Here is a 12,994-nt window from a genome sequence, read left to right as displayed (position 1 = left end):
CTTCCTGAAATTTAACTGTTATTTATTCTCGTAAGACCATGTCCATTCTTTACCGTCTGATGCGAAATGATAAACGTATTTGTCATCTGATATTTTAAAGTCATAAGCGCCGTCTTTAACCGGTGCATCGTTTAAGACCTCGGGGTTATTGTGAACGAGATGAATTAACTCTTCATCAGTGTATTCTTTGTCTACTTCGTCATATCCCCATGTCCATGAGTTTCCATCATAAGAAAAATCGAACTCATATCCGTCGTATACAAAGTTATAGTTGTATGGTTCATCTTTTACAGGTGCCGCATCTAATGTTTTCGGTGCGTTAAATGCAACACTGGCCAGATTCTCTTCAGTTGTTTCAATACCGCCGTAGGGTCCGTTAATCAGTGCGTGTTCTTCATCAAAAATGTCTGTGACTATTTCGTTATATTCAACTTGTGTAATCTCACCAGCCTGACGTTGGTCTGTCAGTTCTGAAATTCTTTCTCTCTGGTTATCCGGCAGCCAGTCCAGACTGTATCCGCCGTTTGACCAGCCGTCGCCATTCAGATCGCTTTCTGCATCTACTACTGTTCCCCAAACGGTTCTCGCGCCATCGTATTCAATTTCGTCCGCCTGTGCTGTGTTATTGACTCCTGTAAACGTCAATGCGCCTGCGACTAATAATGAACTGAATAAAGTTACTTTCTTCATGAAAATCCCCTTCCTGAATATCTAACTTTATTTCTTACGGCCAAACTACCACAGGAATCTTACTATTGCAATTATGTTACATATATTTCATACATATTACTGAGCCTGGCCGGATAAAAAGTTTTGCAGTTGCTGCTTATTTTCCTCCAAATCAATATCCAGAACTGCCCCCGCACCGGTATATGCATTCTCGTATGAATAGTCTACTGGAATTCTTAGTGTTTCGATGGCCTGGTCTTTATCAGAAACTATTCCTTTCCCCATTGAAAGAAGCGTTTTACTATCAATATTTGTGTCGATATATGGATCTGCCATTCCCAGCAGTTTAGGCAGTTTGACGAAATTCTGTATGTTTACGGCTTCTTTCGTCAGTTTCGCAATCACTTCTTGCTGGCGTTCAACTCTTCCATAATCGTTATTTTCGTCTTTACGGAAACGGACGTAACCCAGCATCTTTTCACCATCCATCACTTCACGGCCCGGTCCGAGCGTCATACCTATACCTTCCGACATCTGGCGCGGAGTATTCACTTCAATTCCCTCAGGAGCAATTAAATCAGCAATTTTTGAAAATCCTTCAAAATCGACTACAGCATAGTAGTAAAGATCTATATCAAAATTATGTTTAATAGTTTGTCTGAGCAGCTCCGGGCCTCCATAAGAAAAGGCGATGTTAATTTTCTGCATTCCGTAGCCCGGAACTTCCACATATGTATCCCGCATGAGCGAAACAAGCTTCATTTCACTGCTGTCCTGGTTACATTGAGCTATCATAATGGTATCGGAAAGACCGGTACATTTTGCTTCTCTATTCAATTTTGACAACTTTGTGAATGCGTATTAAACTTGCTAAGAGATTACATTATATTTTTAATCAAAGAAAAGAGGGGGATAATTTCCATGGTCAAAGACACATCAGGTAATAATGGACAAAATGAAAAACAATTTTCACGCCGTGACTTCCTGAAGACGACAGGTGTGGCAGCCGGCGGGATTGCCGGAGGTGCACTTTTAGGCGGTTTAACAGGTTTCCAATTCGGTTCTGATCAGCAATCTGAAACAGCGGAAACGGATACTGGTGGAGACACTGCATCGGGCGGCGAAGGCGGCGCTGATGCACCTGAATTCGCAGCACGTACTTTCATCAGCAGGCAGGAAGATTTTGCAGCTCTTGCAGCAGCAACAGAGCGGATTTATCCGGAGGATGATAACGGGCCAGGTGCTATTGAACTCGGTGTTCCTTATTTCATCGACAGACAACTTTATGGTACATGGGGAACGAATGGAACGGATTACCGCATGGGGCCTTTCGAGCCAATGGCATCCGATACACACGGCCGTCAGGAGAAACTAACCCGCGGTGAAATGTTCATACTCGGAATCAGACGTTTAAGAGAATATGCAGTTGAAGAACACGACGAAGAGTTTGTGAAGCTGGATGGAGATACACAGGATGAAGTTCTGAAGGCATTCGAATCAGGAGATGTCGAAATTCCAGGCATGCGTGCGGAAGCATTCTTTTCCCTCCTTAGAAACACAACGATTGAAGGCGTCTATGCCGACCCGGTATACGGCGGCAATAAAAACATGGAAGGCTGGAAGATGATTCAGTATCCCGGGCCGCGTATGGGCTGGATGGATAAGATTACTTCTGAGGAGTTCGTAGAACTGGAGCCTGAAAGTCTGAGAGCATATCAAGGAGGCGGAATGTAATGGCCAAAAAACTCGAAAAAGTTGAAGCTGTTGTGGTCGGCATGGGCTGGGCTGGCGGTATAGTCAGTGCAGAACTTGCCAAAGCAGGTAAAAAAGTAGTAGGCCTTGAAAAAGGTAATCACGCAACGAGAAGTGACTATATCGGTGTAAAAGACGAACTGCGGTTCGATAACCGTTATGAAATCATGCAGCCATTACGAGGTGATACGGTAACATCACGAAATGAAATAGATGAAACTGCCCTGCCGGTCAGAACGATGGCAGATAACCAGCTGGGTGCAGATCTCGGCGGTGCGAGTGTACACTGGGCAGGAGCGTCTTACCGTTACTGGCCATATGAATTTGAAATTCGCAGCCAGACAATCGACCGTTATGGAGAAGATAAGATACCAGAGGATATGAACCTTCAGGACTGGGGAATTACCTATGAAGAACTGGAACCTTATTATGAGAAATGGGAAGATACGGCAGGAATTTCAGGTGAGCAGGATCCGCTGGCACCTGAACGAAATAAACCGTGGCCAAACCCGCCTTTAAATGAAACACCGTCTCTAAAAATTTTCAAAGACGCTGCGACAAATCTTGGTTTGCATCCATTCCAGATTGCAGCAGGGAACATGTCGCAAAACTATGAAAACCCGGACGGGGAAAAGTTAAATGCATGCATGTACTGCTCATTCTGTACGAGAGCAGGGTGTGACTTTGATGCGAAATCAGACCCTCTTGCTACGGTTATTCCAACAGCGATGAGACACGACAACTTTGAACTTCGCACACGTGCAAACGTGCGCCGTGTTCTTTATGACAAAGATACTAAAAAAGCTACAGGCGTCATGTATGTTGATGAAACAACAGGAGAAGAATATGAGCAGCCTGCCGACGTTGTTGCGTTGTGTGCGTTTGCATTTACAAATAACAGACTGTTAATGCTCTCCGATATCGGTGAACAGTACGATCCAAAAACACGCAAAGGGTTGATTGGACGCAACTTTAACGGACAGCACAACTCTGCTTTTCACGGGGTAAGAGGTTTCTTTGAAAATAAGAAGTTCAACCTTTATATGGGAGCAGGGGCATTAGGTGCTGCAGTAAATGACTACGCGGCAGATAACTTTGACCATTCAGATCTCGACTTTATCGGCGGCGGCGCAATTGAGCTTAGACAATACGGTTTCGCTGCGATTTCCAGCAGTAATAACTACACGAGAGAAGTATCGAACTGGGGTGCGGACTATAAGGCGGAATCGCTGAAATATGCCTACAGTGCACTCAGAATCTGGTATACAAGCATTGCGATGTCGTACTGGCACAACTACCTAGATCTCGATCCGACGTATAAGGATGAGTATGGAGATCCATTACTGCGTATCACATACAAGTTCGGTGCGAATGAGCATCCGATTGCACAATTCGGTGTAGACAGATGCCATGAAATCATGGAAGAAATGGGCGCTGACATCATTGAAGATGATGAAATCGCAGAAGAATTTGACCATGTATTTTCAGGCGGACACTATACAGGCGGTGTGGTAATGGGAGACGATCCGGAAACATCAGCGGTAAACAATTACCTGCAGATGTGGGATGTCGATAACTTGTTTGTTGTCGGCGGTTCAGCCTTCCCGCAATTTGGCGGACACCACCCGACACCGACAATCGGTGCGCTCGCTTACAGAGCAGCTGAAGGCGTTGAGCGCTTCCTCGACGAAGGCGGTCAGCTCGCAACAGCGAAAAGCAAAACGATGAAAGCATAAAATTCGAAGACTCCCTGACTGCATAGTCGGGGAGTTTTTTTCTGCTGTAATGTATAATGGCAGCTAAAAGGAGCGGATATTATATGGCAAAGCTGATTCATACTGAAAATGAACTTGCGGGTAAAGAAAAGTCACTGAAAAAAGTATTCGGACATGATAAATCGAATATCGTTAATATTCAGCTGAAAACAGGCGAAGTTATTCCAGAACACGACTCCAAAGACCCGATATTTATTATCGTGCGTAAAGGTGAAGTGAAATTCGATTGTTCCGGAGAAGAGTATATTTTAACATCCAGCGATATTCTTTTTATGGAAGCAAAAGAAAAGCATAGTGTTGAAGTGGTGACTGACACTGATTTTTTAGTCGTTTTTCTAAGAGGTTAAGGAGCAACGAAGCAGCAGAAATTAATGTATAATTGAGGGAAATACTTAAACACAAAGGGGATTTACAATATGTTTAAAAGAGACGGTACAATTTCATTCCTGACAAAGCTTTTATCAATTAACAGTCCGACAGGCTACACGACTAATGCGGTCAGCTTTTTACGGGAAACAATTGAAGACATCGGCTACGAGACACTTACGACACCGAAGGGGAACCTGATTGTTCAGGTAGACGGTGAAAATACTGAAGTCACTAGAGGTTTGAGCGCCCACGTGGATACTTTAGGTCTGATGGTCCGTTCAATTAACTCAGACGGCACTTTGTCACTGACTAAACTTGGCGGCCCTTTAACACCGACACTGGACGGGGAATACTGCGACATTATTACGCGCGATGACAAGGTATATACAGGCACGATTCTGTCTAAATCACCGTCAATTCATGTATTTAAAGACGCGGCTACAAAAGAGCGGGATATCGATAACCTCATTGTAAAATTAGATGAACGTGTTGAAAGCAAAGAAGACGTGCAGAATATCGGCATTCAGAATGGTGATATTATCGCTTATGATCCGAAAGTCGTCGTTACGGATTCAGGCTTTATAAAATCGCGTTTCTTAGACGATAAAGCATCAGTTGCAATTTTAGTCAGTATTTTAAAAATGATGAAGCAGGAAAATGTAACGCCGTCGACAAATCTGAAATTTATCTTCTCGACTTACGAAGAAGTGGGTCACGGTGCTGCATGGATTCCAGAAGATATTACAGAACTGCTGGCAGTGGATATGGGGTGCATCGGACTTGATCTTGAATGTACGGAATATGACGTGTCGATTTGCGCGAAAGACTCGTCAGGCCCATATGATTACGATATGACGACTAAACTGATTAATTATGCAAAAGATAAAGCATTGAGTTATGCCGTGGACATCTATCCGATGTACGGCAGCGACGCATCAGCAGCTATGAGCGGCGGTGCGAACATTAAAGCCGCACTTATCGGACCAGGTGTGGCAAGCAGCCATGGCATGGAACGTACGCATACCGAAGCGCTTGAAAATACTTTTGAATTGATAAGAGAATATATTCAGAATTAACGATATTGAAGGTAACCTCCAAAAGCAGGTGATTAATATATATTGGGAAGAGAAATTGTGGCCATATGGTGACGCTTTATACGATAAATTATGATATTACTTTTTACATTTGGGTATTAAATCATTAAATGATTCATAAGGTGCTGCTGCAGATGTTTAAAAATATATTTTTGTTGGGACCCTTGTACATCTCATATATTATATTAATTGCTACAGACTTCGTTAATGGAATTCCCTGGTACATTCAATTTGGGCCACTGTTTGTATTCGGCTCTCTTACTGCTGTTATTACTATCTGGAATATGGATAGAGAAGAGGACGAAACACTAGATAAAACAGCCGAAAAACCAAAGAATATTAATTTCATTCCGACTCTTATTCTGGTGTCTATTATACTTCTGATTGCGGGAATGAATATTTTTGTCGGAGCACCGAGACACGATATATTTAACATAACTGACTTTAGTTTTTGGATAGTTTTTATTGCTCTACCATTACTCGGCAATGTTTACAATAAAGTTAAAGAAAGAGAAGCTTAAATATTTCTCCCGCCCCAGGGTATTGAACCTTTAAATAAAAAAACAAGGTGTTGTTAGTGTGTCAAAAAGCAATTTTTTACTACTCTTAGTTATTATCTCATTACTGACTCTTATTATTACTGACTTTTTTCCCGGCACTGAATGGTACATTCAATATGGACCATTTATACTGACTGCGATAATTATTTTTATTATGGCTATTTTTGAGAAAAAAGAAGTGGAATCAAAAAAGATAGAATCTGCTGATGAGAAGAGGAAACGAAGAAATCACTTCCTGGTCTTTTTTGCTTTTATATGGTTAATCGTTATGGCAATGAATATCTTTGTTGGAGAGCCAGAAGGTAATATATTTAATATTAAAAATCCAGCATTCTGGATTTTAATGGTTATTCTTCCGTTACTTTCACAGTTTCATTATAAGAAAAGTACAGACGGAACTTAAAAAATCTTTAACCAGTTTTCTCAATATGAGGAAGCTGGTTTTTCTTGACCTGAAGCGCACTTTAGCATTTATCATCTAGATATAGGGTAAAGGATAACATTAATCAGATGTGGATTGGAGTACAACGCCATTTCGCCGTTGTCCTTGAATGGAGTTTGGAGTACAACGCCGTTGTATAAACTGGACAAGTGAGACCCAGCTTTAAAAATAAATAGAATGCTTTCAGAAGGACCATAACGCTTAATGTGTTATGGTTTTTTATAATGAGGGTATAAATGAAAATTATGAAGAGTGAGGAAGACAAAATGAAGTTAAAACCTTTGAAAATAGCAGGCGAATTAGAAATCGTTTCTTATGAAGCAATTGTGAATGATGAGGATCAGATATTTGATGGTATTGAAATTAACGATGCTGAATTTCTTGATACTGACCTTAGAAGATTAATCTCATATAACTCCGTAATTAAGAATAGTAATTTATCGAATAATGAATTTGATAATGCAGATTTAACTGATACAAGATTTGTTAACTGTGACTTTTCAAATACAGTATTTAGCGGTGCTTCTGTCCATAATGTTGAATTTGTTAACTGCAAAATGATTGGCGTCAGTTTCGATGAATCCAGAATTAAAAACGTTAAGTTTTCTGAATCACTGTTAAACTTATCGGGAATAAGCGAATCTAAACTTGAGAATGTGCTGTTTGAAAATGCGAGAATGGTTACAGCAGATTTCTTTAATAATAAATTTAAAAATATCGGTTTCGACAATTGTGATTTGTCAGAAGCCAGATTTGTTGATACGCCGCTTAAAGGTATTGATATCAGTTCATCTCATTTTGAATCATTAAGTATTAAACGCGAAGATTTGGAAGGATGCATCGTTTCGAGTGTGCAGGCGATTCAGATGGCAGCATTGATGGGACTGGTAGTGAAAGATGATTAAATAGAACTTGCAGCAGGTGCAGGGGGGAAGTCATGTCTTATATATTAATGGGCATCTTAACCGTGAGTATGTTCATTGCGGCATTAGCATTAAAAGATAAATGTGAGGTTACAAAAATTATTGGTGCGCTGTCCTGGATTACATTAAGTTTATATTTTATCGTTGAACTTTTGGTCATTAGAGCAAGTACTGTACCGTATAATTTCTTAAAACAGCCGATGAGTGATTTAGGTGTAACTATATGTGGAATAGATACATATGAGCTCGCTGCTTATGAAATTTGTTCACCAGCTCACTTGACGATGAACTGGACGTTTACTTTAACCGGAATAGCAGTTTTTACCGGTGCAATTTTTCTTCATAAATTTTGGTCGGATAACAAGAAAACCAAAACAGCGACTGTGCTGCTCGTTATTTTCGGAGTCAGCTACAGTTTTTCAGGAATATTCCCCGCTGATATAAACTTTTTAGTCCACACATTTGCTTCATTGCCGGGAATGTTTGTTCAAATACCTGCTTTAATTATTATTGGATGGGCAATTAGAAGTACAATGCCGAAATTATCAAAATGGACTTATTTCTGTCTGATGCTTAATTTACTGAGTCTGCTGTTTATATTTTTACAACTTGTGTTTCCTGAGCTGCCGGGAGGCTTAATTCAGAGGGCACTTTATGCTTCAATCTGGCTGTGGATGGTTGTTACAGGAGTTATGCTGCTGAATAAATCAATTAAACGTAAATAGGTTTTATGTGAGATTAATTAAGGAGGAATATTAATGACTTCAATTTATTTTACTTCAGGATCTAAAATTTTCAGGGTTTCAGGCAGAGAGCAGGACTGGTCGATTAAAGAGATAGAAACAGGTTATGATGATGTGCGTGCAGTGGCTGCTGATGAATTGTCGGAGACGATTTACATCGGGACTTTCGATGACGGTTTGTTTCGGAGCCGGGGTAACGGAGAGTCTTTTGAAGCGGTCGGAGAGGATGCATTACCGAAAAGAATCATGTCGCTTCATATTAGTCCTGTGTCTAAAAGACTGTACGTCGGAACCGAACCGAGCGAACTTCATTATTCAGCCGACGATGGTGAAACGTGGGCCGAAATGACTGCACTTCAGGATCTGCCGTCGAAATCCGAATGGAGTTTTCCGCCGCGTCCTGATACACATCACGTTAAAGATATAGCGAGCGGTATTATGGATGAATCATTTGTTCTGGCCGGCATTGAGCTTGGCGGTATTATGCGTTCAATTGATAATGGCGAATCATTTGAAGATCGTAAAGACGGCTCGCAGTTTGATGTGCATAATGTGATTATTCATCCTGATGATGATAATCTGCTGTATGAAGCAGGCGGAGGTGGTTATGCATGGAGTGACGATAAAGGCGAATCGTGGCAGACTGATAATGAAGGTCTCGGTGATTTTACGTATTTAGTGCATGTCGCAGCTGACCCGGGTGATAAAGACACTGTTCTTGTCTCCGGTGCAAGAGGACCGGCATCCGCTTATATGCCGGAAAGGGAAAAGACGGAAATGAAAATTTTCCGTAAACAAAAAGATGAACCGTGGCAGGAAGTCACAGAAGGGCTGCCGGACGGCAAAGGTACGATTGTGACTCACCTTTTAACATCATCTGATGTACCGAGTGTTTTTTACGGCGTTAATAATAAGGGTGTCTATCATTCAGTTGACCGCGGTAAAACCTGGATGAAAGTGCCGGTCGATTTCCCGGCAGAAGTCACAAAGAATAAAATTAACTCAGCCTGTCTGACTAATTAAACTGAACACAAAAACAGCCGTCTCATATTAATATGAGACGGCTGTTTTAAGTAAGTGGAGCCAAGGGGGCTCGAACCCCTGACCTTTGCACTGCCAGCGCAACGCTCTCCCAGCTGAGCTATGGCCCCTTAAAATTGCATTACATACATTGTAGGCTATCTTCAGCTTTTACTCAATATAATTCCTGAATTTTATTTTTCTCCGTCACCTTATCAAAGATTATACTATATATTTTCAATATTAAGACATTTAATATAAAGTAGAAGGAAAGCATGAATAACAAAGTTTCCCGGGAAATTTACCGGCTACGATTTTATTGTAAACAAAGGGAGTTATGTATATGGAACAGCAAGAATGTTTATGGGGGTCACCAGCGCAGCTTGAAACGCTGCTTTATGAGTTAACGGAGTGGAGAAGTTTATCGGGGACAGAGGGAGAGATTGATTTTCCTTATAAGCTGACGGAGAAATTTAAAGAACTGGATTATTTTAAATTCAACCCGGACGACATTAAATTATTTGATGCGAAAAAAGACAGGAATGCATTAACAGCTTTATATAAAACAGATAAAAGCTCGGATACTGTCGTGCTGATCAGTCACTTTGATACAGTTGGTATTAAAGAATACGGTCAGCTGCAGGGACTCGCATTCAGTCCTGAAAAACTGACGCAAGCCTTTTACGATAATCCCGATTTCTTAACACCGGATGCTAGAGAAGATTTATATACAAATCAATATATATTCGGACGCGGCATTATGGATATGAAAATGGGACTCGTGCTGCACATGCACTTACTTGAACAGGCAGCACGTGAGGAATGGCCGGTCAATTTACTGCTTGTAACTGTGCCTGATGAAGAAGTCAGTTCTGCAGGCATGCTCAGTGCAGTGCCCGGTATTCTCGAAATATCCAAAACACGCAAACTAAATATAAAATTGTTCTTAAACGGGGAACCATCATTTACACAAGAGCCGCATGACAAAAATCATTACATATATTCGGGTTCAATCGGTAAAATATTGCCGGCAGCACTGTTTTACGGTGTGCCGACTCATGCAGGTGAACCGATGAGCGGTATCACATCACATTTCATCGGTTCATATTTAACGAAAAAGATGGAATTCACGAATAAGTTTCAAGAAACTTTTGACGGTGAAACAACCCCGCTGCCGGTCTGCCTGCAGGCCAATGATTTAAAAGAGAATTACGATGTGCAGACATCTCATCACAGTTACGCCTTGTATAATGTGTTTACACTGTCTCAGACGGCAAAAGATGTCATGCTGACGTTTAAAGAAATTGCTGAAGATGCTATGCACGAGTGTAAGACGGACTATGAAAGAATATGTGAGGCTAATAATGTAAAAGCACTGAATTGCATCAGGGTGCTGGAGTATCACGAAGTGCTCGATTACTTTATCGATAAATACAGTAAAGATGAAGCGGATCAATTAATCCGGAAAGTGGTCGAAAGTAATGGTGCGGATGAGCGGAAGATTACCCTGCTGATTGCGGACCAGCTGATGGAGTATTGCCAGGAGCTGGCACCGGCAACAGTACTGATGTTTGCTCCGCCATATATGCCGGCAGTAAACTCTTCCGATGATGAATTAGTGAAAAAACTGATTGAAGCGGCTAAAAGTGAAATGCAGAGCAAATACAATTATGATGTAACGAGCAAACATTACTTCAACGGTATCTCAGATCTCAGTTATGTGAACTATAACCCCGAAGATAAGGGCTGGCAGTCATTTAAAAATAATGCGCCGCTATGGGGAGAAACATATTCAATACCTTTTGAAGCTATGCAGCAGCTGAGTGCCCCTGTGATGAATATCGGGCCGTACGGGAAGGACGCGCATAAGATGACCGAACGGCTGCATAAGAAAAATGCATTTGAAATGATGCCGGCAGTGCTCAGAAAAATTATAAATAAAGTTTTTAACTAATATCTTGATAATAAAGAGAGTAAAAAGAGGGTATATAGTCAGCAAGATTATTACGATATAAAATTAAAAACCACCCTAAAGGGGGCAGTATCTATGGCTCATTTAAAAACCGTATGGAATGGCAGTACAAAAGGAACAGGTACAATTACAGCTGACAAGATGGATACGCAGATTGCAATTCCGACAGTGTCAGGAGGAAGCGGAGAAGGTGCTAATCCGACTGAACTGCTGGCTGCTTCTGCTGCATCATGCTATGCAATGACACTGATTGCTTTGACTGCAGCACGAAATTTGCCGGTTAAAAATCTTACGATGGCAACGGATGCTGTTAACTCAAAAGATCAAGGGCTAAAAATTGTGCATTATCCCGAAGTGACCATGCCGGAAAACGCTACTGAAGAAGAGATTAAATTTGTAGAACGTGCATTTAATACAGCTGATATGGGATGTCACGTGGGTAATCTGCTTAAGAGAGCAGACGCTGAGATTAAAATCGAAGGTAAAATTATATTCGAGTAAAGAAAGAAAATCCTGAATGGATAACTCCATTCAGGATTTTTTTGTAAGCAGCGGCTGCCATTTTATAACTTTTTCAGCTGGCCCTGTATAACAGAAGCTTGTCCGTTATGGGCTGTACCTTCATTTCTTTCGGTGACGACTTCTTTCAGACTAATAACCTCCAAAGAAAAGTCTTCCAGGTAACTTTTGATTTCATCCACCTCATAAAGCATGGTTATATCCTTAGGCCCGCCGGTTTTATATTCCAGCTGGTTTACGGAATAGAATTCAAAGATAATTAAGCCGCCCGGTTTTACACATTCTATTAAATTAGCAAACATTTCATATTTACCTGACTCTGGAACATGACCGAAAATGCTTGCGCTGATATCGTAGCTCTCACGAGGCAATACATTTTTAACTGTTATATCCTGCAGGTGAGTATCGACATCAACGTCTTCGGATTCTGCCAGACGTTTTGTTTTTTCAATACCTTCTTTTGAGAAATCATAAGTCGTCACCTTATTTCCAAGTTTCGCGAGATAGACAGCATTCCGGCCTTCGCCTTCTGCAAGCAGAGCGATATCTTTATCTGTCTGTTCATTAAGGACCGACCGCAGCCATTCATTAGGTTCAACACCGTAGACATATTCATCAGTTTTGAATTTTTCATCCCAGTGATTCATACAAACACTCTATTCATATTAAGTTACTATTATCAGTCTAATAGAGACATTATGAAATTTCACGCAAAATACCTTGCGGGGTATTTGACTCTTTCATTTTTTTAATATAAGATATTGCATGAATAAAAGTGAAAAGAGGATGTATATGTCTGCTGAAGAGAAAAGTTATGTATATGATAAAGCGATTATTAATCGCATTAACCGGCTGCAGGGACAAATTAACGGTGCAAAAAAAATGATGGAAGATGGTGAAAACTGCAGAGATGTAGTAACCCAGCTGAGTGCGGCAAAAAATGCGCTCGACCGGACAATGAATGTTATCATCAGTGAAAACCTGGTCGAATGTGTGAAAGAAGCAATGGTACATCCAGATCAGAATACAGATGATTTAATTAAAGAAGCTGTAGAATTATTAAATAAAAGCAGATAAGATTCTGCTTTTAATTTTAAAATCTAATATACCCTGCAGGGTATTTGACAAAAATAACTGCGCTTGTTAATATACCCCT

At 40.8% G+C, this 12,994-nt stretch carries 15 protein-coding genes and 1 tRNA gene; 12 read left to right on the top strand and 4 right to left on the bottom strand.

The window, feature by feature from the left end:
- Positions 1-18 precede the first annotated feature (18 nt).
- Together MHH58_RS12215 and MHH58_RS12210 are read right to left on the bottom strand one after the other, a co-directional pair.
- On the bottom strand, positions 19-690 hold the full coding sequence (locus MHH58_RS12215; RefSeq protein ID WP_341346047.1) for a hypothetical protein: 672 nt from the start codon (positions 688-690) through the stop codon (positions 19-21).
- A gap of 96 nt (positions 691-786) precedes the next feature.
- Positions 787-1,506 carry an LCP family protein gene (locus tag MHH58_RS12210; RefSeq protein ID WP_341346046.1) on the bottom strand — a complete coding sequence of 240 codons (720 nt, stop codon included), beginning with the start codon at positions 1,504-1,506 and terminating at the stop codon, positions 787-789.
- An 84-nt stretch (positions 1,507-1,590) separates the two neighbouring features.
- Between MHH58_RS12210 and MHH58_RS12205 the strand changes: the two genes are divergently transcribed.
- From MHH58_RS12205 to MHH58_RS12165, 9 genes are all read left to right on the top strand, one after another.
- Positions 1,591-2,403 carry a gluconate 2-dehydrogenase subunit 3 family protein gene (locus MHH58_RS12205; protein ID WP_341346045.1) on the top strand — a complete coding sequence of 271 codons (813 nt, stop codon included), beginning with the start codon at positions 1,591-1,593 and terminating at the stop codon, positions 2,401-2,403.
- On the top strand, positions 2,403-4,157 hold the full coding sequence (locus MHH58_RS12200) for a GMC family oxidoreductase (RefSeq protein ID WP_341346044.1): 1,755 nt from the start codon (positions 2,403-2,405) through the stop codon (positions 4,155-4,157). The genes MHH58_RS12205 and MHH58_RS12200 overlap by 1 nt, the downstream gene beginning before the upstream one ends.
- Before the next feature lie 83 nt (positions 4,158-4,240).
- The gene (locus MHH58_RS12195) at positions 4,241-4,543 is read left to right on the top strand and encodes a cupin domain-containing protein (protein WP_341346043.1); all 303 of its coding nucleotides are present in this window, start codon (positions 4,241-4,243) and stop codon (positions 4,541-4,543) included.
- Between the two features lie 69 nt (positions 4,544-4,612).
- Positions 4,613-5,641 (top strand): M42 family metallopeptidase, encoded by a 1,029-nt coding sequence (locus tag MHH58_RS12190; RefSeq protein WP_341346042.1) that lies wholly within the window; start codon positions 4,613-4,615, stop codon positions 5,639-5,641.
- A gap of 302 nt (positions 5,642-5,943) precedes the next feature.
- Positions 5,944-6,180 (top strand): hypothetical protein, encoded by a 237-nt coding sequence (locus MHH58_RS12185; protein WP_341346041.1) that lies wholly within the window; start codon positions 5,944-5,946, stop codon positions 6,178-6,180.
- A 58-nt stretch (positions 6,181-6,238) separates the two neighbouring features.
- Positions 6,239-6,622: a hypothetical protein gene (locus tag MHH58_RS12180; protein ID WP_341346040.1), complete on the top strand. Its 384-nt coding sequence runs from the start codon at positions 6,239-6,241 to the stop codon at positions 6,620-6,622.
- Positions 6,623-6,897: 275 nt separating this feature from the next.
- On the top strand, positions 6,898-7,566 hold the full coding sequence (locus tag MHH58_RS12175; RefSeq protein ID WP_341346039.1) for a pentapeptide repeat-containing protein: 669 nt from the start codon (positions 6,898-6,900) through the stop codon (positions 7,564-7,566).
- Between the two features lie 32 nt (positions 7,567-7,598).
- The gene (locus MHH58_RS12170) at positions 7,599-8,309 is read left to right on the top strand and encodes a DUF998 domain-containing protein (protein WP_135097259.1); all 711 of its coding nucleotides are present in this window, start codon (positions 7,599-7,601) and stop codon (positions 8,307-8,309) included.
- Between the two features lie 33 nt (positions 8,310-8,342).
- On the top strand, positions 8,343-9,350 hold the full coding sequence (locus MHH58_RS12165; RefSeq protein ID WP_341346038.1) for a WD40/YVTN/BNR-like repeat-containing protein: 1,008 nt from the start codon (positions 8,343-8,345) through the stop codon (positions 9,348-9,350).
- A 55-nt stretch (positions 9,351-9,405) separates the two neighbouring features.
- Here the strand turns inward: MHH58_RS12165 and MHH58_RS12160 are convergent.
- A tRNA-Ala gene (locus tag MHH58_RS12160) sits at positions 9,406-9,478 on the bottom strand.
- Positions 9,479-9,690: 212 nt separating this feature from the next.
- Between MHH58_RS12160 and MHH58_RS12155 the strand changes: the two genes are divergently transcribed.
- On the top strand, positions 9,691-11,301 hold the full coding sequence (locus tag MHH58_RS12155; protein ID WP_341346037.1) for a M20/M25/M40 family metallo-hydrolase: 1,611 nt from the start codon (positions 9,691-9,693) through the stop codon (positions 11,299-11,301).
- A gap of 93 nt (positions 11,302-11,394) precedes the next feature.
- Positions 11,395-11,820 (top strand): OsmC family protein, encoded by a 426-nt coding sequence (locus MHH58_RS12150; protein ID WP_341346036.1) that lies wholly within the window; start codon positions 11,395-11,397, stop codon positions 11,818-11,820.
- A 62-nt stretch (positions 11,821-11,882) separates the two neighbouring features.
- On the opposite strand, the gene MHH58_RS12145 is transcribed toward MHH58_RS12150, so the two are convergent.
- Positions 11,883-12,485, bottom strand: a complete 603-nt coding sequence (locus MHH58_RS12145) for a class I SAM-dependent methyltransferase (RefSeq protein ID WP_341346035.1) — start codon at positions 12,483-12,485, stop codon at positions 11,883-11,885.
- 145 nt (positions 12,486-12,630) lie between these two features.
- Here MHH58_RS12145 and MHH58_RS12140 point away from each other — a divergent pair, with 145 nt between their 5' ends.
- Positions 12,631-12,915, top strand: a complete 285-nt coding sequence (locus MHH58_RS12140; RefSeq protein ID WP_115885607.1) for a metal-sensitive transcriptional regulator — start codon at positions 12,631-12,633, stop codon at positions 12,913-12,915.
- The last annotated feature ends 79 nt before the right edge of the window (positions 12,916-12,994 follow it).

This window comes from Jeotgalicoccus sp. FSL K6-3177 (assembly GCF_038050175.1).
GTDB classification, from domain to species: Bacteria; Bacillota; Bacilli; order Staphylococcales; family Salinicoccaceae; genus Jeotgalicoccus; species Jeotgalicoccus nanhaiensis.
Note: the sequence above shows the minus strand (reverse complement) of the source record. Positions and strands in the feature narration are given on the sequence as shown.

Excerpts from the sequence above, each read along its gene's own strand:
- MHH58_RS12215 (WP_341346047.1), bottom strand. The coding sequence starts at position 690 with ATGAAGAAAGTAACTTTATTCAGTTCATTATTAGTCGCAGGCGCATTG.
- MHH58_RS12205 (WP_341346045.1), top strand. The coding sequence starts at position 1,591 with ATGGTCAAAGACACATCAGGTAATAATGGACAAAATGAAAAACAATTT.
- MHH58_RS12200 (WP_341346044.1), top strand. The coding sequence starts at position 2,403 with ATGGCCAAAAAACTCGAAAAAGTTGAAGCTGTTGTGGTCGGCATGGGC.
- MHH58_RS12195 (WP_341346043.1), top strand. The coding sequence starts at position 4,241 with ATGGCAAAGCTGATTCATACTGAAAATGAACTTGCGGGTAAAGAAAAG.
- MHH58_RS12190 (WP_341346042.1), top strand. The coding sequence starts at position 4,613 with ATGTTTAAAAGAGACGGTACAATTTCATTCCTGACAAAGCTTTTATCA.
- MHH58_RS12185 (WP_341346041.1), top strand. The coding sequence starts at position 5,944 with ATGGATAGAGAAGAGGACGAAACACTAGATAAAACAGCCGAAAAACCA.
- MHH58_RS12175 (WP_341346039.1), top strand. The coding sequence starts at position 6,898 with ATGAAAATTATGAAGAGTGAGGAAGACAAAATGAAGTTAAAACCTTTG.
- MHH58_RS12170 (WP_135097259.1), top strand. The coding sequence starts at position 7,599 with ATGTCTTATATATTAATGGGCATCTTAACCGTGAGTATGTTCATTGCG.
- MHH58_RS12165 (WP_341346038.1), top strand. The coding sequence starts at position 8,343 with ATGACTTCAATTTATTTTACTTCAGGATCTAAAATTTTCAGGGTTTCA.
- MHH58_RS12155 (WP_341346037.1), top strand. The coding sequence starts at position 9,691 with ATGGAACAGCAAGAATGTTTATGGGGGTCACCAGCGCAGCTTGAAACG.
- MHH58_RS12150 (WP_341346036.1), top strand. The coding sequence starts at position 11,395 with ATGGCTCATTTAAAAACCGTATGGAATGGCAGTACAAAAGGAACAGGT.
- MHH58_RS12145 (WP_341346035.1), bottom strand. The coding sequence starts at position 12,485 with ATGAATCACTGGGATGAAAAATTCAAAACTGATGAATATGTCTACGGT.
- MHH58_RS12140 (WP_115885607.1), top strand. The coding sequence starts at position 12,631 with ATGTCTGCTGAAGAGAAAAGTTATGTATATGATAAAGCGATTATTAAT.